This window comes from Massilia aurea (genome assembly GCF_014200505.1).
Lineage (GTDB): Bacteria > Pseudomonadota > Gammaproteobacteria > Burkholderiales > Burkholderiaceae_D > Telluria > Telluria aurea_B.
On sequence record NZ_JACHBX010000001.1, the window covers coordinates 1,286,399 to 1,306,360 of the forward strand.

Annotated in this window: 20 protein-coding genes; 13 read left to right on the plus strand and 7 right to left on the minus strand. The window is 65.4% G+C overall.

The features are described 5' to 3' along the window. Positions 1-178: 178 nt before the first annotated feature. The 4 genes from HD842_RS05705 to HD842_RS05720 all read left to right on the plus strand — a co-directional run bounded on the left by HD842_RS05705 (position 179) and on the right by HD842_RS05720 (position 5,195). Positions 179-1,444 carry an Hsp70 family protein gene (locus tag HD842_RS05705; protein ID WP_183552075.1) on the plus strand — a complete coding sequence of 422 codons (1,266 nt, stop codon included), beginning with the start codon at positions 179-181 and terminating at the stop codon, positions 1,442-1,444. Positions 1,445-1,483: 39 nt separating this feature from the next. After that, positions 1,484-2,143 carry a 3'-5' exonuclease gene (locus HD842_RS05710; protein ID WP_183553660.1) on the plus strand — a complete coding sequence of 220 codons (660 nt, stop codon included), beginning with the start codon at positions 1,484-1,486 and terminating at the stop codon, positions 2,141-2,143. Between the two features lie 138 nt (positions 2,144-2,281). Further along, a complete protein-coding gene (locus HD842_RS05715) occupies positions 2,282-2,929 on the plus strand; it encodes a tetratricopeptide repeat protein (protein WP_183552078.1) in 648 nt (215 codons plus the stop codon). A 94-nt stretch (positions 2,930-3,023) separates the two neighbouring features. Then, complete coding sequence (locus HD842_RS05720) at positions 3,024-5,195, plus strand: prolyl oligopeptidase family serine peptidase (protein ID WP_183552081.1); 2,172 nt, start codon at positions 3,024-3,026, stop codon at positions 5,193-5,195. A 79-nt stretch (positions 5,196-5,274) separates the two neighbouring features. On the opposite strand, the gene HD842_RS05725 is transcribed toward HD842_RS05720, so the two are convergent. Further along, positions 5,275-5,850, minus strand: coding sequence for a helix-turn-helix domain-containing protein (locus HD842_RS05725; protein ID WP_183552084.1), 576 nt, complete (start codon positions 5,848-5,850; stop codon positions 5,275-5,277). Between the two features lie 174 nt (positions 5,851-6,024). Between HD842_RS05725 and kbl the strand changes: the two genes are divergently transcribed. The 3 genes from kbl to HD842_RS05740 are packed head-to-tail and all read left to right on the plus strand — an operon-like array spanning position 6,025 to position 9,641. Then, a complete protein-coding gene (gene kbl / locus HD842_RS05730; RefSeq protein WP_183552087.1) occupies positions 6,025-7,230 on the plus strand; it encodes a glycine C-acetyltransferase in 1,206 nt (401 codons plus the stop codon). 29 nt (positions 7,231-7,259) lie between these two features. Next, positions 7,260-8,222 (plus strand): NAD-dependent epimerase/dehydratase family protein, encoded by a 963-nt coding sequence (locus tag HD842_RS05735; RefSeq protein WP_183552090.1) that lies wholly within the window; start codon positions 7,260-7,262, stop codon positions 8,220-8,222. Between the two features lie 36 nt (positions 8,223-8,258). Beyond that, positions 8,259-9,641 (plus strand): L-serine ammonia-lyase, encoded by a 1,383-nt coding sequence (locus tag HD842_RS05740; protein WP_183552093.1) that lies wholly within the window; start codon positions 8,259-8,261, stop codon positions 9,639-9,641. Positions 9,642-9,673: 32 nt separating this feature from the next. Here HD842_RS05740 and HD842_RS05745 read toward each other — a convergent pair whose 3' ends face one another. Beyond that, positions 9,674-10,642 carry an IS1595 family transposase gene (locus tag HD842_RS05745; protein WP_183552096.1) on the minus strand — a complete coding sequence of 323 codons (969 nt, stop codon included), beginning with the start codon at positions 10,640-10,642 and terminating at the stop codon, positions 9,674-9,676. Positions 10,643-10,866: 224 nt separating this feature from the next. On the opposite strand from HD842_RS05745, the gene thrC reads away from it, so the two are divergent. Genes thrC through moaD form a run of 3 tightly spaced genes read left to right on the plus strand, consistent with a single transcriptional unit; the run spans position 10,867 to position 13,868 of the window. Then, positions 10,867-12,342, plus strand: coding sequence for a threonine synthase (thrC, locus tag HD842_RS05750; RefSeq protein ID WP_183552099.1), 1,476 nt, complete (start codon positions 10,867-10,869; stop codon positions 12,340-12,342). A gap of 1 nt (position 12,343) precedes the next feature. Continuing rightward, on the plus strand, positions 12,344-13,603 hold the full coding sequence (locus HD842_RS05755; RefSeq protein WP_229424611.1) for a molybdopterin molybdotransferase MoeA: 1,260 nt from the start codon (positions 12,344-12,346) through the stop codon (positions 13,601-13,603). 7 nt (positions 13,604-13,610) lie between these two features. Continuing rightward, on the plus strand, positions 13,611-13,868 hold the full coding sequence (gene moaD, locus HD842_RS05760; RefSeq protein ID WP_183552102.1) for a molybdopterin converting factor subunit 1: 258 nt from the start codon (positions 13,611-13,613) through the stop codon (positions 13,866-13,868). A gap of 14 nt (positions 13,869-13,882) precedes the next feature. Here moaD and dctP read toward each other — a convergent pair whose 3' ends face one another. The 5 genes from dctP to HD842_RS05785 form a co-directional block, all read right to left on the minus strand. Then, positions 13,883-14,923, minus strand: a complete 1,041-nt coding sequence (gene dctP, locus HD842_RS05765; protein WP_183552105.1) for a TRAP transporter substrate-binding protein DctP — start codon at positions 14,921-14,923, stop codon at positions 13,883-13,885. A 179-nt stretch (positions 14,924-15,102) separates the two neighbouring features. Further along, complete coding sequence (locus HD842_RS05770; RefSeq protein ID WP_183552108.1) at positions 15,103-15,327, minus strand: hypothetical protein; 225 nt, start codon at positions 15,325-15,327, stop codon at positions 15,103-15,105. A 13-nt stretch (positions 15,328-15,340) separates the two neighbouring features. Next, complete coding sequence (locus HD842_RS05775; RefSeq protein ID WP_183552111.1) at positions 15,341-16,282, minus strand: alpha/beta fold hydrolase; 942 nt, start codon at positions 16,280-16,282, stop codon at positions 15,341-15,343. Continuing rightward, positions 16,279-16,482, minus strand: coding sequence for a helix-turn-helix transcriptional regulator (locus HD842_RS05780; protein WP_183552114.1), 204 nt, complete (start codon positions 16,480-16,482; stop codon positions 16,279-16,281). The genes HD842_RS05775 and HD842_RS05780 overlap by 4 nt, the downstream gene beginning before the upstream one ends. After that, positions 16,479-16,889: a hypothetical protein gene (locus HD842_RS05785; protein ID WP_183552117.1), complete on the minus strand. Its 411-nt coding sequence runs from the start codon at positions 16,887-16,889 to the stop codon at positions 16,479-16,481. Before HD842_RS05785 ends, HD842_RS05780 begins: the two co-directional genes overlap by 4 nt. Before the next feature lie 136 nt (positions 16,890-17,025). Between HD842_RS05785 and HD842_RS05790 the strand changes: the two genes are divergently transcribed. The 3 genes from HD842_RS05790 (at position 17,026) to HD842_RS05800 (ending at position 19,959) form a co-directional block, all read left to right on the plus strand. Continuing rightward, the gene (locus tag HD842_RS05790; RefSeq protein WP_183552122.1) at positions 17,026-18,282 is read left to right on the plus strand and encodes a TIGR03862 family flavoprotein; all 1,257 of its coding nucleotides are present in this window, start codon (positions 17,026-17,028) and stop codon (positions 18,280-18,282) included. Between the two features lie 74 nt (positions 18,283-18,356). Further along, positions 18,357-19,547, plus strand: a complete 1,191-nt coding sequence (locus HD842_RS05795) for a tetratricopeptide repeat protein (protein WP_183552125.1) — start codon at positions 18,357-18,359, stop codon at positions 19,545-19,547. 52 nt (positions 19,548-19,599) lie between these two features. Then, positions 19,600-19,959: a hypothetical protein gene (locus HD842_RS05800; protein ID WP_183552127.1), complete on the plus strand. Its 360-nt coding sequence runs from the start codon at positions 19,600-19,602 to the stop codon at positions 19,957-19,959. Positions 19,960-19,962 lie beyond the last annotated feature (3 nt).

Genomic DNA, 19,962 nt, shown 5'->3' on the forward strand with positions numbered 1-19,962 from the left:
TGTCGTGGCCAGCGTACAGCACCGGCAGTGCATTGCCGGGCGATTATCCGGTGTTCACCAACCACACCATATCGGTACGCCTGCCGCCTCCCTGTAAGAGCTTGCTTACAGCGGGAAGCGGCGAAGCGATACTTGACGGAATCTGTTACCATACCGCCCCTTCAAGATAAAGGTTCCTATGGTGCACGCTTGCGGCGTTGACTTCGGCACGTCAAATTCCACGGTCGGCTGGTATCGGCCCGGCATGATGCAATCCGCCCCGACGGCGCTGTTGACCCTCGAGGACGGCAAGCCCACGCTGCCGTCGGTGGTGTTCTTCAACGCCGACGAGGACCGTGTCAGCTACGGCCGCGCCGCGCTCGCCGAATATCTTGAAGGCTATGAAGGCCGCCTGATGCGCTCGCTGAAAAGCCTGCTGGGCACGAGCCTGATCGGTGGCCAGACCGAGGTCGCGGGCCGTTCGGTGTCGTTCCGTTCGCTGCTGGCCCAGTTCATCGGCGAGGTCAAGCACCGCGCCGAAACACAGGCCGGCCAGCCGTTCCAGAGCGCCGTGTTCGGCCGCCCCGTGTTTTTCATCGACGACGATGCCCAGGCCGACCAGCTGGCCGAGGATACGCTGCTCGACGTGGCGCGCTCGGTCGGCTTTCGCGACATCGGCTTCCAGTACGAGCCGATCGCCGCCGCCTTCGATTACGAATCGCGCATCGACCGTGAAGAACTGGTCCTGATTGCCGACATCGGCGGCGGTACGTCCGACTTTTCGCTGGTGCGCCTGGGCCCCGAACGCGCCGGCCGCCCCGACCGCCGCGACGATATCCTGGCCAATGGCGGCGTGCACATCGGCGGCACCGATTTCGACAAGTACCTGAGCCTGGCGAGCGTCATGCCGCTGCTCGGCTACGGCAGCAAGCTGCGCTCGGGCGCCGAGATCCCGTCGAGCTACTACTTCAATCTGGCCACCTGGCATACGATCAATCAGGCCTACACGCGCAAGAGCGTGACGCAGCTGGCCGACCTGGCGCGCGACGCGGCCGAACCGGCCCGCATCGCGCGCCTGCAGAACCTGATCGAAGACCGCGCCGGTCACTGGCTCGCGATGCAGGTCGAGGGCGCCAAGATTGCGCTGTCCGACGCCGACATGGTCAATCTGCAGCTCGATCGCCTGTCGCCGCCCGAGTCACTGGACATCGCGCGCGCCCAGTTCGAAGCGGCGATCGCGCAGCTGGTCGAGCAGGTCGCCACCACCGTCGGCAAGCTGTTCGCCGATGCGGGCGTGCGCCCTAGCGATGTCGACACGGTCTTTTTCACCGGCGGTTCGAGCGGCGTGGGCTTGCTGCGCGCGCGGATTGGTGCGATGGTGCCGGATGCGCGCCGCGTCGAGGGCGACCTGTTCGGCAGCATCGGCACCGGTCTGGCGCTCGACGCGCTGCGCAAGTTCGGCTGACACCCCGCTGGAACAGCACACAAAGGAGCAAGGATGAGTATGTACGACCGACCGCTGGTGATGCTCGACTTCGAGACCACCGGCCTGTCGCCCGATATGGGCGACCGCATCACGGAAGTGGCGGCATTGCGCATCGTTGGCGGTGAAGTGACCGAGCGGTATGTCTCGCTCGTCAATTGCGGCGTGCGCGTGCCGTCGTTCATCACGGCCCTGACCGGCATCACGCAGCAGATGGTCGACAGCGCGCCGCCTTCGCACCAGGTCGTGCCTGAGCTGCTCGACTTCATCGGCGGCGACGTCCTGTCGGCGCACAACGCGAGCTTCGACGAAAAGTTTTTGAAGGCCGAAGGCGCGCGCCTGGGCCGCACGACGCAGCACGTGGGCCTCGTGTGCTCGCTGAAACTGTCGCGGCGCCTGTTCCCGGGCCTGGTCAGCTACAAGCTGGGCCAGCTGTCGAGCCAGCTCGGCATTCCCTTTGTCGGCACCGCCCACCGGGCCGAGGCCGACGCCCAGGTCGCGGCCGACGTGCTGCTGCATGCCGCGCGGCATCTCGGGCGCACCTGCGGCATCGAGCGCGTCGAGCCAAGTCTGCTGGTGTCGATCAACAAGGTCGCTGCCGCCAAGATCCCGGTATTTCTCGAAAAATATGCGGCCACCGTGCGCGAACGCCGGATGGCTGCAGAGGCGCATTGCAGCTGATGGCAACTGATGGCAACTGACCTTGCCTGACATCCTGATTGTGCGCTCGCAAACCGCGTAGCCCCGATCTACTTAAACTTTTGGCAATGGAATGGGCTGCGCCTGCGGCCGTTCGCACGACTTGCCGAAAGGATCTGGATGAGCTCCGACCATGCCGCCCGCGCCGGCGCCGCGACGTTCTCCTGGTATCACCGCGCTGCCTGGCAAGGCAACCCGTACGCCCAGTTCAACCTGGCCCAGCTCTACCTGCGCGGCCACGGCGTCGAGCGCGACGACGCGCAAGCCGCCGTCTGGCTGGCGCGCGCCGCCTCGCACGGCCTGGCCTATGCCCAGAACCATCTCGGCGCCTTGCACTACAGCGGCCGGGGCGTGCCGCCCGACCACGCGCTCGCTGCGCGCTGGTTCCGCCGCGCAGCGCAGCAGGGCGATCGCTCGGCGCAATACAATCTCGGCCTGCTGTACCGCAAGGGCCGCGGCGTGACGCTGTCCCATCCCACTGCACTGAGCTGGTTCTACCGGGCGGCCGAGCAGGGCATGGCGCGCGCGCAGGCGCAGCTGGCGCACGGCTATCTGCACGGGCTGGGCGTCACGGTCAGCCATCCGCTGGCGATGGCGTGGTACCGCAAGGCCGCCTTGCAGGGCCACGTCGCGGCGCAGGTCCAGCTGGCGCATATGTACGCGCGTGGTCTGGGCGTGGCGGCCAGCAGCGCGCGTGCCCTGTACTGGTACCGCCATGCGGCGGGCGCCGGCGATCCCTCGGCCAGGCGCGCCCTTGGCCTGATGTAAAGGCTGTCCGGCGGGCGGTTTGCACTGTTGTCAATTCGCGCTATGATGCCCTGCGGCCACAAGCCGACCTCATCATTCACAGACCGAGAACAACATGCACATGAAACTTGCCACGCTTGCCGCCGTGTTGGCCACGACCTTCAGCGCCAATCCGGCGCTCGCACAAAGCTGTTCCACCAAAGGCACCGGGCCGACCTATCCGGTGACGAAGAAAGTCGACCAGACGGACAACTACCACGGCACCGTTGTCGCCGATCCGTACCGCTGGCTCGAAGACGCCAACAGTGCCGAAACGAAGATGTGGGTCGACGCCCAGAACAAGGTCACCCAGGCCTACCTGGCCGCGATCCCGCAGCGCGAAGCGATCCGCCAGCGCCTGACGCAGTTGTGGAACTACGAGCGCTACAGCGTGCCGGGCAAGGAAGGTGGCCGCTACTTCTATACGCGCAACGATGGCCTGCAGAACCAGGCGGTCCTGTACACGCTGAAAAACCTGAATGACGAACCGCGCCTGCTGCTCGACCCGAACAAGCTGGCCGCTGACGGCACCGTCGCCCTGGCCGGCACCGAAGTAAGCCCCGACGGCAAGCTGCTGGCCTACAGCATCGCCGCATCGGGTTCGGACTGGAACGAGATCAAGCTGCGCGACATCGAGACCGGCAAGGACCTGCCGGACCACATCAAGTGGGTCAAGTTCTCGAGCACGGCCTGGACCAAGGATGGCAAAGGCTTCTTCTACAGCCGCTACGACGAGCCGGAGGAAGCGACCAAGCTGGCCGACGTCAACTACTTCCAGAAGCTGTACTACCACCGCATCGGCACCCCGCAAAGCGCCGACACGCTGGTGTATGACCGCGCCGACCAGAAGGAATGGGGCTTCGGCGGCCAGACCACGGACGACGGCCGTTACCTGATCATCACCACCACCAAGGGCACAGCGCCCAAGTACCGCGTGTCGTACAAGGATCTGTCAAAGCCGGACGCGAAAGTGGTCGACCTGATCGACAACTTCGACGCCGGCTACGACTTCATCGACAACGTCGGCAGCGTGTTCTACTTCAGCACCGACCGCAAGGCGCCCAAGAAGCGCATCATCGCGATCGACGTGAGCAAACCGGCTGAATCCAACTGGAAAGAGATCGTCGCCGAAAGCGCCGACACGCTGGCCGGCGCCGACATCGTCAACAACCAGCTGGTGCTCGAATACCTGAAGGATGCCCGCAGCGTCGTGCGCGTGGTCTCGCTCGAGGGCAAGCCGGTGCGCGAGATCGCGCTGCCGGGGATCGGCACCGTTGCCGGCCTGTCGGGCAAGCGTGGCGACACCGAGACTTTCTATTCCTATACCAGCTTCACCAGCCCGACCACGATCTACCGCCTGAACATGACCACCGGCCAGAGCACCGTGTTCCGTCAGCCGAAAGTCGCGTTCAATCCGGCCGACTATGAAACGCGCCAGCAGTTCTACACGAGCCGTGACGGCACCAAGGTCCCGATGTTCATCGTGTCGAAGAAGGGCCTCAAAATGAATGGCCAGAACCCGACCTACCTGTACGGCTATGGCGGCTTCAATATCTCGCTCACGCCGGCCTTCTCGCCGGCCAATCTGGCGTGGATGGAAATGGGCGGCGTGTATGTCGTGGCCAATCTGCGCGGCGGCGGCGAGTACGGCGAAGCCTGGCACCAGGCCGGCACCAAGCTGCAAAAGCAGAACGTGTTCGATGACTTCATCGGCGCGGCCGAGTGGCTGGTGGAGAACAAGGTCACGTCGCCGCAGAAGCTCGCCATCGGCGGTGGCAGTAACGGGGGCCTCTTGGTCGGCGCGGCAACCACGCAGCGCCCGGACCTGTTTGCAGCGGCGATTCCGTCGGTGGGCGTGATGGACATGCTGCGCTTCCACAAGTTCACGATCGGCTGGGCCTGGACGTCGGACTACGGCTCGTCCGAGAACCCGGACGAATTCAAGGCGCTGGTCAAGTATTCGCCGCTGCACAACCTGAAAGCCGGCACCTGCTACCCGGCGACGATGGTGACGACGGCCGACCACGATGACCGCGTGGTCCCGGCGCACAGCTTCAAGTACGCCGCTGCTGCCCAGGCAGCGCAGGCCGGCAGCGCGCCGATCCTGATCCGCATCGACACCAAGGCGGGTCATGGTGCGGGCAAGCCGACGAGCAAGCAGATTGAGGAAGTCGCGGATCGCTGGGGCTTCCTGTCGCGCGAGCTGCACATGAATGACGCCGCCGTGACGGCCGCCGGCGCCAAGTAATACCGGGCGCATGCAAACATGGCCGCCGGAGCGATCCGGCGGCCATGTTGTTTTGTGTGTCTGTCGCCTGGTGTTTCTACTAGCGGTGCACGACCACCAGCACCGCCTTGGCCTCGGTCTTGCCCGTATTGCGGATCACATGATTCTGGTCGGCCGGGTAGCGCGCCGTCGCGCCGTGGCGCACCTTTTTCTTTTCAAGCCCCACCTCCAGCTCCACAGTCCCCGTGATCACCGTCAGGTGCTCGCCCGTGCCGGGATCGTGCGCCTGCGACGCCAGTTCGCCACCGGGCGCCAGCGTCAGCTCATACCATTCATACTTGCCTGCCAAATCCATCGGACCGAGGATGCGCAGCGAATAGCCGGCGTGCGCGCCGGGCAGGGTGGGGATTTCGTGCGCATCCACCAGCCGGATGAGTTCCGTCGGCCGTACTTCGGACGACAGCAGTTCACTGATCTGCACGCCCAGTGCATTGGCCAGGCGCCAGGTGATGGCGATGGTGGGGTTGGCTTTCTCGCGTTCGATCTGCGACAGCATCGATTTCGAGACGCCGGCAATGCGCGACAGGTCTTCGAGCGTCAGGCCTCGGGCCAGACGCAGGCGTTGCAGTGTGGCGCCGACTTCAGGTGGCGCGTTGTTGGTTGAAATTGTATTCATTGCCGCATAAGGTGTTGAGGACCGGCTTGCCAAGTCGATTGGGCACGGGTAATATCCACTATATTGAATCTTTGTTCGATATACAGGATAAGTCTTCTACATCGAACAAACCCACGGTACAGCATCCGCCAACTGCCGGTCAAGCCGGACCATCCACGGAACAGGAAAAACACCATGAGCGACCAGACTTTCTACAGCGGCCTGCAGCAAAAACTCGACACCTTGCGTAGCGATGGCTTGTTCAAGCCGGAACGCGTGCTGGCTTCGCGCCAAGGCGCCGAAGTGGTCGCGCAGGATGGCCGCACCTTGATCAATATGTGCGCGAACAACTACCTGGGCCTGGCGGGCGACCCGGAAACCCAGCAAGCCGCCGCCGCTGCGCTTGAAAAGTACGGCTACGGCCTGTCGTCGGTGCGCTTCATCTGCGGCACGCAGACCGTGCACAAGGAGCTGGAAGCGGCGCTGTCGAATTTCCTGGGCACCGAAGACACGATCCTGTACGCCGCCGCGTTCGACGCCAATGGCGGCGTGTTCGAGCCGCTGTTTGACGAGAACGACGCGATCATCTCGGACGCGCTGAACCACGCGTCGATCATCGACGGCGTGCGCCTGTGCAAGGCGGCGCGCTACCGCTACGCCAACAACGACATGGCCGACCTCGAAAAACAGCTGATCGCGGCAACTGAAGCGGGCAAGCGCCACAAGATCATCGTCACCGACGGCGTGTTCTCGATGGACGGCACCATTGCCCAGCTGGACAAGATCGTCGCGCTGGCCGAGCAGTACGGCGCGCTGACGATGATCGACGAGTGCCACGCATCGGGCTTCATGGGCGCGACCGGCCGCGGCACGCACGAACACTGCGGCGTGATCGGCAAGATCGACATCATCACCGGCACGCTGGGCAAGGCCCTGGGCGGCGCGATGGGTGGTTTCACGTCGGGCAAGAAAGAAGTGATCGAGACGCTGCGCCAGAAATCGCGCCCGTACCTGTTCTCGAACACGCTGGCGCCCATGATTGCCGGCGCCTCGCTCGCGGTGCTCGAGCGCATCTCCAAGTCGACCGAACTGCGCGACCGCCTGATGGAGAACACGGCGTACTTCCGCGCCGAAATCGAGCGCATCGGCTTTACCATCAAGCCGGGCACGCACCCGGTGGTGCCGGTGATGCTGTTCGACGCACCGGTCGCGCAGAAATTCGCCGCGCGCATGTTCGAACTGGGCGTGCTGCTGTCGGGCTTCTTCTACCCGGTGGTGCCGATGGGCCAGGCGCGCGTGCGCGTGCAACTGTCGGCTGCGCACACCCGCGAACAGCTGGACATCGTGCTGAAGGCATTCGAACAAGCCGGCCGTGAGCTGGGCATCATCAAGCAACAATAAATAATAAATACACAGCAAGGAAACACAGCATGGAACGCATCCTCATCATCGGCGCCAATGGCCAGATCGGCAGTGAACTGGTCAGCGCGCTGGCCGAGCGCCACGGCGCGCAGAACGTCATCGCGTCGGACATCGGCGAGAACAACCTGTACGGCGCCGCGCGCTACACCCGTCTGAATGTGCTGGACAACGATGCGCTGGCAAGCCTGATCGCCGACGAAGACATCACCCAGGTCTACCAGCTGGCCGCCATGCTGTCGGCCACCGGCGAAAAAGCGCCACTGAAGGCCTGGAGCCTGAACATGGATGGCCTGCTCAACATCCTCGAGATCGCGCGCGAGCGCGGCGACGCCGGCAAGCCACTGAAAGTCTTCTGGCCATCGTCGATCGCCGCCTTCGGCCCGAACACGCCGGGCGAACAGACGCCGCAGTTCACGATCATGGACCCGACCACGATCTACGGCATCAGCAAGCTGGCCGGCGAGCGCCTGTGCGAGTACTATCACAGCAAGTATGGCGTGGACGTGCGCAGCATTCGCTACCCGGGCATCATCAGCTACAAGTCGCCACCGGGCGGCGGCACCACCGACTACGCGATCGCGATCTTCCATGCGGCGCTGCGGGGCGAGACCTACGAATGCTTCCTCGGCCCCGAGACCACGCTGCCGATGATCTACATGCCCGACGCGATCCGCGCCACCATCGAGCTGATGGAAGCGCCCGCCGAACAGGTCGCGATCCGCTCGTCGTACAACGTGGCCGGCGTTTCGTTCAACCCGCGCGAACTGGCGGCCGCGATCCAGAAAGCGCGCCCCGGTTTCGCCATCGCCTACGCGCCCGACAGCCGCCAGCAGATCGCCGATTCGTGGCCGAAAAGCCTGGACGACAGCCGCGCGACGGCGGACTGGGGCTGGCAATCGCGCATCGGCATCGACGAGATGGTCGACTCGATGCTGGCCAATATCGATGTCGGCATCAAGGCGGCAGCGTAAGACCTCGCCTCACAATAAAAAAGCAGGAGACACAAGATGGACATGAGCGTGTTTGATTTGTTCAAGATCGGCATCGGCCCGTCGAGTTCCCACACGGTGGGCCCGATGGTCGCGGCACGCCGCTTTCTGCTCGAGAGCGGCATGCTGGACGAGGCGGTCGGCGTCGAGGCGCACCTGTACGGTTCGCTGGCGCTGACGGGCGTCGGCCACGCGACCGACAAGGCGGTGATCCTGGGCCTGATGGGCGAGACGCCGCAGGAGCTCGATCCGGCCTCGGTCGACGACAAGCTCGATCTCACCGCGCTCGATGGACAGATCGCACTGCTGGGCATCAAGACCGTGCCGTTCGACGCCCGTGTCCATCTGGTCTGGCACAAGGCCTCGACGCTGCCCGAACACCCGAACGGCATGCGCTTCGTGCTGCAACTGCGTGACGGCAGCATCATCGAGCGCATCTATTACTCCGTCGGCGGCGGCTTTATCACGGCGGCCGGCGAAGCGCAGGCGCGCACTCTTGAGCCCGTCGGCACGCCGGTGCCGTACCCGTTCGACACGATGGTGCAATTGCTCGAGCACGGCCGCACGCATGGCCTGACGATCCCGCACATGCTGCGCGCGAACGAGCGCGTGCGCATGAGCGACGCCGATCTGGATGCGGGCCTGGATCGCCTGTGGCGCGTGATGCGCGACTGTATCTGCCAGGGGCTCAAGACGGAAGGGCGCCTGCCGGGCGGCCTGAATGTGCGCCGCCGCGCGGCCGCGCTGTGGAAGCAGGCGCAGGAAACCCAGCCCCAGAACGCGTTGCCGCACGACGCCGTGCAGCAAGTCAGCCTGTACGCGATGGCCGTCAACGAAGAAAACGCCGCCGGTGGCCGTGTCGTCACGGCGCCGACCAACGGCGCCGCCGGCATCATTCCGGCCGTGCTGCGCTACTACGCCGAGGATTGCCGCCCGATCGATCCGCAGCGCGGCGTGCGCGACTTCCTGCTCACGTCGGCGGCGATCGGCATGCTGTGCAAGAAGAACGCCTCGATCTCGGGCGCCGAAGTGGGTTGCCAGGGCGAAGTTGGCGTGGCGTGCGCCATGGCGGCGGCGGGCCTCGTTGCAGCGCTGGGCGGCACCAACGAGCAGATCGAGAACGCGGCCGAAATCGGCATCGAACACCATCTGGGCATGACGTGCGATCCGATCGGCGGCCTGGTGCAGATCCCGTGCATCGAGCGCAACGGCATGGGCGCGATCAAGGCGATCACGGCGGCGTCGCTGGCGCTCAAGGGCGATGGCGTGCACTTCGTGAGCCTGGATAGCGTGATCGAGACGATGCGCCAGACGGGCGCGGACATGCAGGTGAAGTACAAGGAAACGTCGCTGGGCGGCCTGGCGATCCACGTTGTGACGGTCAATCACGCCGCCTGCTGATGTTGGTGGGTTCGGCAATGGCGCAGTCAGCATTACGTATTGATGACTCTGATTGCGATGTGCAGCAATTGTTCTGGTGAACGTACTCTCTGGCCATCCAGAGCCCAGCGCCAACCCAGATAGTTGGCGAGATAGCACGACGCCACACCGCGAAAGCCCCCCAACCAATCCTTGAAGCGCTGATGATAGGCATTCACGTTTTGCACGTGAATGGCCAGGCTGCCCAGGCGCCTGGCCCGCACCCCCGCTCGCAGATTGACGGTCTCGTGCGTGATCCCGTGCTTGCGTGCAAAAGCCCTGTAGGCGACATGGCTATCGCTGACCAGAAAGGACTGGGGATCGAGTCTGGGCAGCAAGTTGCGTTCGAGCTGCGCGGCCGTCAATGCGCCGCGGCCCGTGACGGCATCGACCGTGCGTCCGTTGCGGTCACGCGCCACCAGAATGCAGTCGAGTTCTGCGGAAATGCCGGGTCTGGCGGCGCGGCCACCCCGCCGCCGCGCGGGCCGGTCGAGCGCGCGCGAACCTTTCTGCGATTCGAGCAGAAAGGTTTCATCGGCTTCGACGATGCCGTTCAGGGTCGTCGGCCGGTCGAGCTTGATCCAATGCAGGAAGCGGTGGCGCCAGCGGAACGCCGTGTTGCGGTGCACGCCAACCAGGCTTGCCGCCTTGCGTACAGGCAGTGAATCGAGCAGAACTTGTGAATAGGCGAGCCACTTGGCCTTGTGCCTGAGCCGCGCCAGAGGCGTGCCGGTGAGGTCATTGAAGGTGCGTCCGCAATCGCAGCAGCGGAAGCGTTGCAGGTCGTTGGCGAACCCGTGCCGGTTACAGCACACGCTCCCACAGCGGGGGCAACAGCGGCCCGGCGACCTGGCGTGCGCGATGAGTGCGACGACCTGGTCGAGCCCGGCGGCAGGATGCAAGGCATCCAGCACCTGTCGGCGCTGCGGGACGTTCAGCAATGGCAAGTTGGCGAACCAACGCGTGAAACGGGGTGCTTTCATGCTCGACTCCTGGCGCTGACGACAGGGGTTGGACCACGAAAGTGCTCATCAGTTCACAGCTCGGCACTATTTAACGTTGACTGCGCCTCGGCAATCGTCGGGCGGCCAAGGCATCGGCCGCCCAATTTTATTGGGTGACATGACTTTTTTGCAGCACAGCATACAATTTCTCTGGCTCCCACTATAATTGACGATCCACCCGAGCCAACTGGATCTACAACCGTATGCACTATGTGTCCACCCGCGCGACGAGCGCGTCCGCAGCACGCAATCCCGAGAACTTCTGTGACATTCTGCTCGGCGGCCTCGCCCCGGACGGCGGCCTGTACCTGCCAGCCGAGTACCCGCAGGTCACGAGCGCCGAGCTCGACGCGTGGCGCACGCTGTCGTACGCCGACCTGGCCTTCGAGATCCTGCGCAAGTTTGCTACTGACATCCCGGACGCCGACCTCAAGGCCATCACGACGCGCACCTACACGCCCGCCGTGTATTGCAACGCCCGTGCCGGCGAGTCCGCCGCCGAGATCACCCCGCTGCGCGTGCTGGAAGACGGCCGCAATGGCAAGCTGATCCTTCAGGCGCTGTCGAACGGCCCGACGCTGGCGTTCAAGGACATGGCGATGCAGTTGCTCGGCAACCTGTTCGAGTATGCGCTGGCCAAGAACAGCGATGAACTGAACATCTTCGGCGCGACCTCGGGCGACACCGGCAGCGCAGCCGAATACGCGATGCGCGGCAAGAAGGGTGTGCGTGTGTTCATGCTGTCGCCGCACGGGCGCATGAGCGCATTCCAGACCGCGCAGATGTTCAGCCTGCAAGACCCGAACATCTTCAATATCGCCGTCAAGGGCAACTTTGACGATTGCCAGGACCTGGTCAAGGCGGTCTCGAACGACCTGACGTTCAAGGCGCGCCAGAAGATCGGCACCGTCAATTCGATCAACTGGGCCCGTGTCGTGGCCCAGGTCGTGTATTACTTCCGCGGCTACCTGGCCGCGACCACGAGCAACGACCAGAAAGTCTCGTTCACGGTTCCGTCGGGTAACTTCGGCAATATTTGCGCCGGCCACATCGCCCGCATGATGGGCCTGCCGATCGACAAGCTGGTGGCTGCCACCAACGAAAACGACGTGCTCGACGAATTCTTCCGCACCGGCGTGTACCGCGTGCGCAAGGCGGCCGAGACGTTCCACACGAGCAGCCCGTCGATGGATATTTCGAAGGCGTCGAACTTCGAGCGCTTCGTGTATGACCTGGTCGGGCGCGACGCCGAGCGTACGCACGCCTTGTTCCGCAAGGTCGACACGCATGGCGGCTTCGACCTGTCCGGCAAGCCGGGCAGCGATGGCGACGAATTCAAGCAGGTAGCGCGCTTCGGCTTCGCCTCGGGCCGCTCGACGCACAACGACCGCCTGGACACAATCCGCGACGTGGCCGACGACTACGACATCACCATCGACACCCACACCGCCGACGGCATCAAGGTCGCGCGCGAGCACATGGCGCCGCGCGTGCCGATGATCGTGCTCGAGACGGCGCTGGCCGCCAAGTTCAACGAGACGATCCTCGAAGCGCTGGGCACCGATGCCGAGCGTCCGGCCGGCTTCGACGACATCGAGGCGTTGCCGCAGCGCTACGTCGTGATGCCTGCAGACGTCGCGCAAATGAAGGCGTACATCGCCGACCACACGGGGCTGTAGCATGAACGCACCAGGACAACGACCGCCGATGCTGACGGTGCGCGAGGCGCTGGACGTGCTGCTCGCCGCCGCGCGTCCCGTGACGGACATCGAAACGATCCCCACGCTGGACGCCAACGGCCGCGTGCTGGCAGAAGACCAGCTGGCCACCATCGACGTGCCATCGGCCGACAACACGCAGATGGATGGCTACGCCGTGCGCGCCGCCGACTGCGCGAGCGGCGAGGCGACGCTGCGCGTGGCCCAGCGCATCCCGGCCGGCCACGTCGGCCAGCCACTCGAGCCCGGTACGGCAGCGCGCATCTTCACCGGCGCCCTGATTCCGCCGGGCGCCGACGCCGTCGTCATGCAGGAGCAGTGCGAGGCCGCAGGCGACAATGTGACCGTGCGCCACGCGCCGGCCGACGGCGAGTGGATCCGCCGCAAGGGCGAAGACATCGGCAACGGCAGCGTGATCCTGACGGCAGGCACCCGCTTGCGCAGCCAGGAACTGGGCTTGGCTGCCTCGGTGGGCCTGGCGACACTGCCCGTGCACCGGCGCCTGCGCGTGGCCGTGTTCTTCACCGGCGACGAACTGGCGATGCCGGGCGAAGTGGCGGCGCAGGATCTGGCGCCAGGCGCGATCTACAACTCGAACCGCTTCACGCTGCGCGCGCTGCTGGAAAACTTCGGCTGCGAGATCACCGACTTCGGCATCGTGCCCGATACGCTGGCCGCGACGCGCGCCACCTTGCGCGATGCCGCGCAGGCACATGACCTGATCATCACGTCGGGCGGCGTGTCGGTGGGCGAAGAAGACCATATCAAGCCGGCGGTCGAGGCGGAAGGGCGCCTGTCGATGTGGCAGATCGCCGTCAAGCCCGGTAAACCGCTGGCGTTTGGCGAGGTGCGCCGCGAGGTAGGGGGCAATGAGGCTGATGCGTTCTTCATTGGCTTGCCCGGCAATCCGGTGTCGAGCTTCGTTACCTTCCTGCTGTTCGTGCGGCCGTTCCTACTGCGCCTGCAGGGCGTGCGTGGTCCGGTCGAGCCGCGCGGCTATCTGGTGCGCGCCGATTTCGATCTGCCCAAGGGCGACCGCCGCAACGAATTCCTGCGCGCGCGCTTCAATGCAGACGGTGGCCTCGAACTGTTTGCGAACCAGGGTTCCGGCGTGCTGACGTCGACCGTGTGGGGCGATGGCCTGATCGATAACCCGCCGGGCAATGCGATTGCCGCGGGTGACCTGGTGCGCTTCATTCCGTTCGCCGAACTCCAGCATTAGGATAGTCATGAAGATCAACGTGAAGTATTTTGCCGCGCTGCGCGAAGCAGTCGGTACGGGGCAGGAACAGCTGGACCTGCCCCCTGATGTGGCGACCGTGGGCGCCGTGCGTGAACTGCTGCGCGCGCGCGGTGGCGTGTGGGCCGAGGCGCTGGCGCCCGAGCGGGCAGTACGCATGGCCCATCAGCAAGTGATGTGCGACGGCACCACGCCCGTGGCGGCCGGCGCCGAAGTGGCGTTCTTCCCGCCCGTGACAGGCGGGTAAGCTCTTCCGCTCGACTAGATCGCGGCGATCGACTGCTCGGCCAGCGCCATCAGTTTGGCGCAATTGCTGTTGCGGGCCGCGAAATCCTTCCACGCCGTATTGCGCGCGACTTCCTGCCAGCCGCGCAGCGCGTCGGGATTCAAGTCGACCACGCGCGCGCCAACGCCGCGGTACACGGTGGCGACTTCGGCATCGTCCATGCGCGCCGAATTCATCGCGAACTTTTCCAGATCGGCACCCACCGTCATCACCGCCTGCTGCTGCGCCTTGGTCAGGCGCTCGAACACGCTGCGCGACATCAGTAGTGGCTCGAACATGAACCAGTACGAGCCGGCGCGCGCCGTCGTCAGCGAACGGGCGGTTTCTTGCAGGCGGAACGAGATCAGCGACGTCGATGACGTCAGCGCCGCATCGAGCGCGCCGCTGCGCAGGGCATTGTAGATTTCATTGGATGGCATGTTGACCACCGTGGCGCCGGCGTTCTGCAGCAGCATGTCCATCTCGCGCGAGCCGCCGCGTACTTTCAGGCCGCGCGCGTCTTCCGGGGCGATGATCGGGTCGCCGCGCGACGCGACGCCACCCGCCTGCCAGATCCAGCTGACGATGACCAGGCCCTGTTCGCCAAGGATGCGCGACAGCTCACGCCCGACCGGTGCGTTGCGCCAGCCATAACCCTGTTCGTAGGATGTGACCAGCGCCGGCATCAGGCCGATATTGGCCTCCGGCGCCTCGGCGCCCGCGTACGACAGCGGCACCAGTGCCATGTCGAGCTTGCCGCTGCGCAGCGCGCCGAATTGCGCGCCCGGCTGCATCATGGTCGAGTCCGGATAGATCGAGAACTTCACGCCACCGCGCGTGCGCTTTTCGACCTCGGAAGCGAACATGCGGCACAGGCGATCGCGAAAGTCGCCCCGCGCGATGCTGCCGCCGGGGAACTGGTGCGAGATCTTGAGATTGTTGGGCTGGGCCCACGCCGAGCTCATCCAGAGCGGGCTGGTGGCGAGCGCACCGAGTACTGTCCTGCGCGTAGCGAACGATTCGATTTCTACCGACATATACATCCTCCAAGATGTTGTAACGGACTGCCGGGCGAATCGTGGCGTGCCTCGTCGGTGCGGGCGTCATCGTTCGCAGCTGGCCACGACAAGAATATGCCTGCTGCGCGGCATGTCAAGCAGAATATTGCAGATCTGACAAACCGAACATGCTGGAGGAATAGTCTGACGGGTAATCGTCAGCGCGCCTGCTCATCCTTGCAGACAGCGCAGGCGATCCCGCGGCTGGCCTGACGCCAGCGCGAGCCGACGAAGATCGCCGCCGCCGCGGCCGACCAGCCCAGCGTCGCGGGCCAGGTGGCGGCCAGGCTGTCGCCGCGCATCAGGTCGACGGCGGCGAGCAGCAGGAACATGGTGCCGGCGGCCAGCAGGAACTGGCCGATCCAATAGGTGACAGGGCGCATGGAAAACTCCTTATCAACGACGGTCGAAAAAGCGGCGCAGGATGCCGGCCAGGGCCAGCGGCTGGTCGATCATCAGGAAGTGCCGGGACGGCGCGATCGGTACCACCTCGACCGAGGGAATGCCCTCGACCAGGCTGCGGTAGTGCGCGACCTTGTCGTCGGCCGTCATGGTGTCCTGCGCCCCATCGTACTGGTAAAACGGCGCCACCACCAGCACCGGCGCGGTGATCTTTTCCAGGCCCGGACGCAGGTCGAGCGCCAGCGCGTCCGCCACGTAGGCGCCGACGGCGGCGCGGTCGCTGCGCAGCAGCAGCGGCGTGATGTCGTCGGCCTTGCCGATGTCAAGCACACCCTGGCCGCGCATGTACTGGCGCTGCTGGGCGGCCCAGGCGTTGGGGTCGGCGACGGCCATCGTGTCGCGCACCCGCTGCGCTGCTTGCGGGCGCTGTGCGGGCGGCATGTTTTCGGTGCCGGGGAACACCGGCAAGCCATCGAGCGCCACGACGCCGCCGATGCCGTTGCCCAGGTCCTGCGCCACGGCGTAGGCGAGCGTACCGCCCAGGCTGTGGCCGACGAGGATCGGCTTGTTCAGCTTGCGCTGCGCGATCAATCCTTCCAGTGCGGCGCGCGCGCCTTCGAAGGGTTCGCCAGTGGGCCCGGGACGGCCGTCGAAGCCGGGCAGCGTCACGACATACAGCGTGAACTCGTCCTTGAACTGGCGGATCACGTCCTGCCACACCCACGGGCCGCTGGCCAGGCCAGGAATCAGGATCACCGGGCGGCCCTTGCTGCCATGGCGCTCGACCAGCAGCGCGCCGGATTCGAACGTTTCGGCCGGCTTGATGCTGGCGGCAAAGCGGTTCGCGCTCTGGGTTGCCGGGGCCGCAGACTGTGCTTGGGCTGCGGCAAAGGGGGCGGCGCCAAGCGCCAGGGTCAACAACAGTGCAGCTTTCATGCGGTCTCCTGATCAGGTGTGAAGATGGCTTCGACCGGCAGGCCGAACAGCCGGGAAATGGCAAAGGCAAGGGGCAGGCTGGGATCGTAACGGCCCGTTTCGATTGCGTTGACGCTCTGGCGCGAGACATCCAGGCGCTCAGCCAGGTCGGCCTGGCTCCAGCCCTGCGTGGCGCGCAGTTCGCGGATACGGTTTTTCATCGCGTCTGCAGCTTCTCGTGCACCGAGCGTACCAGGCAGACGAGCATGGTCGCGCCACACAGCACCATCCAGACCGAGAACATCGACATGCGCGGATAGCCGGCGGTTTCAAGGAAGCCGTAGCTGAAGGTGAGGCCGGCGGTCAGGCCGGCGGCCAGCGCGAATGATTCGAGCAGAAATCTGCGCAGGTATTCGTCGACGCGGCCCAGATGACGCGCGATCGCCCACAGCGCCAGGCAGAAGCCGATCATCGGCGAGAGCAGCACCAGGAGGCGCAGCAGGCCATCGTCCATCGGCCTGCCGAAGCGGATGGAGGCCATCAGCAGGACGGCATAGACCAGGAATGCGCCGGCCATCTCGCGCAGGTACGCCGTGTGAACCCGCTTCTCGTGTTTGCTCGCAGCCATCTGGTGCCTCTCTTGGTTAGTAAAGGATGCTTTACATCGTAGGCCCGTTATTTTGTGATGTCAAGCATCCTTTACAGCGTTTTTTGGGGCGGGAAACCGACTACAATGCGGGTCCTGCTTTTTCTCGTTCGTCATCATGACCCAGCCCGCCAATTCTGCCGTTTCGCCCCGTGTCGTCGTGATCGGCGGCGGTCCTGCGGGCCTGATGGCGGCCGAGACGCTGGCCGCAGCGGGCGTGCAGGTCGACGTTTACGACGCGATGGCTAGCGTCGGCCGCAAGTTTCTGCTGGCCGGGAAGGGCGGTATGAATATCACGCACTCGGAACCGTATGCCGACTTCGTGCAGCGCTACCGCGACCGCCAGGTGCACGTGAATGGCTGGCTCGAACGTTTCGATGCCGACGCCGTGCGTGCCTGGATCCACGATCTCGGCATCGAGACCTTCGTCGGCACGTCGGGCCGTGTGTTCCCGCTCGAGATGAAGGCGGCGCCGCTGCTGCGCGCGTGGTTGCACCGCCTGAAGGAAAGCGGCGTACGCTTTCACATGCGCCAGCGCTGGCTCGGCTGGCAGGATGGTCAGCTGCGCTTTGCCACGCCGGATGGCGAACGGCTGGTCGAGGCCGACGCGACGATCCTGGCGCTGGGCGGCGCGAGCTGGGCGCGTCTGGGCTCGGACGGCGCCTGGGTGCCACTGCTGCGCGAGCGCGGTGTCGAGGTTGTGCCGCTGGTCCCCGCGAACTGCGGGTTCGACACCGGTTGGAGCGCGCATTTCAGCAGCCGTTTTGCCGGCGCGCCGCTGTTGACGGTGGCGGCCGGCGTGCGCGGTGCGGACGGCGCCATCGCCTGGCGCAAGGGCCAGTTTGTCGTCACGGAGGGCGGCGTCGAAGGCAGTCTGGTGTACGCGTTGTCGGCACCGCTACGCGACGCGATTGCGCGCGATGGCACGGCCACGCTGTGGCTCGACCTAGCGCCGGATCACAGCGCTGAACGGGTATTCGAGGAAGTCACGCGCGGGCGGGGTTCGCGCTCAATGTCGAGCCACCTGCAAAGCCGGCTCGGGCTCAAGGGCGTCAAGGCCGGGCTGTTGCACGAGTGCCTGTCGAAAGCCGATTATGCGGATCCGTCGCGGCTGGCCGCTGCGATCAAGGCGCTGCCGGTGACGCTGCTGCGCACGCGCCCGATCGACGAGGCGATCAGCAGCGCGGGCGGCGTGCAATTCAATGCGATGGACGGGGCCATCACCATGCTGCGCGCGCTGCCCGGCGTGTTCGTCGCCGGCGAAATGGTGGACTGGGAAGCGCCCACCGGCGGCTACCTGCTGACTGCCTGCTTTGCCAGCGGACGTGCCGCAGGGCGGGACGTGCTGGCCTGGCTGGACGCTGCACAGCGGTGACATTCCGTGAATTAGTCGGGGCGCATGCTTGGTAAGATAAGCGCTTCATCAGCGTTTCGCGCCACGGCCCCTCCATGACTTTTTTTCGTGTACTGACGCTCGCAGTCCTTCTCGCCGCTACGCATGTCGCCGGCGCCCCGAGCGCCCGTGCAGACGTCGGCTGCGGCCAGCCATGCCGTGGCCTGGTGCTCGAAGCGCAGGCGCTGGAAGGGCGCGCCCGCTACCAGGAAGCACTGACGAAGTACAAGGCGGCCGAACAGGCCGATCCGACTGCCTCGATCCCACTGTCGCTGGCGGCGGGCCTGGTGCTGAAACTCTCGACGGTGGCGCCGCAGGACAAGGCGCCGCAGCTGCGCGACATGGCGCGCGCGCTGGCCGAGCGGGCAACCCTGCTGGCAGCCGACGATCCGGTGGCGCAGGAAGTCTTGCGCATGCTGGACGATCCGGCGCCGCCACCGCTGCGTCAGCCCAATGCCAGGGCCGTGAAATTGATGGCCGAAGGCGAGGCGGCGTTCGCGCGCCAGGATATCAAGGCCGCGCTGGCAAAGTACGAAGCGACGATGCTGGCCGATCCGCAGTATTCCAGCGCCTGGGTCGCCGCTGGCAACTGTCATTATGTGCAACGGGACTGGAAGGGCGCCGAGGCGCTGTTTCGCCAGGCCACTCTGATCGAGCCGCACAATTCGCAGGCCTGGCGCTACTTGTCCGACGCGCTCTTCTACCAGGACCAACGGGGCGCGGCCGAGGCGATGCTGTACAAGGCCATTGAGGCCGATCCGTCGCAGCGGCCCAACTGGAGCAAGCTGGCCAGGTACCGGGCCGGCGCCGGCTTGCCACTGAAGGCGCTGGGCCTGCGCCGCGGCGTGCGCGTGGCGGAAAACGCGGACGGCAAGTACGTGATCAGTCTCGATTCGAAAACGGATGCGGAGAAGACGCCCGATCACGCGTTCCGGCTGGCGCTGGGCATGACGGAAGTTGCGCTGCGCACCGGCGACAAGGACAAGCGCAAGTCGGCGTTCGAGATCGAGCTCGCCACGTGGCGCCAGGCCTTGAAGATCGCCGACGAGGCCGAGGCAAATAGCGGCGAAGGCATCCTTGATCCGGGCCTGCTGCAGGTGCGGGCGCTGGCGCGTGAAGGGCAGCTCGAACCGGCGATCCTGCTGCTGATGTTCCGCCAGGCGTACCGGCCGGCGTTGCAGGCGTGGATGGCCGCCAATCCGGGTGGGGTCAAGTATTTCATCGACCGCTATGGCGTGATGCCTTGATGATCCCGCAGCCGGGCGCTGGCATCCCGGGCCGGCGGGTATAGTCAACAGCATGCCTTCTTCTTCCCGTTATCCGAACACGCCGGACGGCCGCTACTTTGTCGTCAAGGGGCGCCTCTGGCGCAGCAGCAATCCGCATCTGGCGCCGGACGAGCGGCAGCAGTTGGTCAATGAGCTGATGGATGCAAGGCGGCAGGTCGGGGCGGCGCTCAAGGCGCGCGATGATGCGGCCGAGCGCGCGGCCCGCGCCGGTGTCGACGAAGCCAAGCGGGCGCTGGGAGAGCGGGGGCCAGTCTGGTGGAGTGATGGCGCGCCGGATTACAACCGGCGCATGGCGGTCAATACGCCGTATGCGGCGTGGTTCGAGGGGCTGGACGAGGTGGAGTCCGGGACGTTGGACGCTTCCGAGTGACGT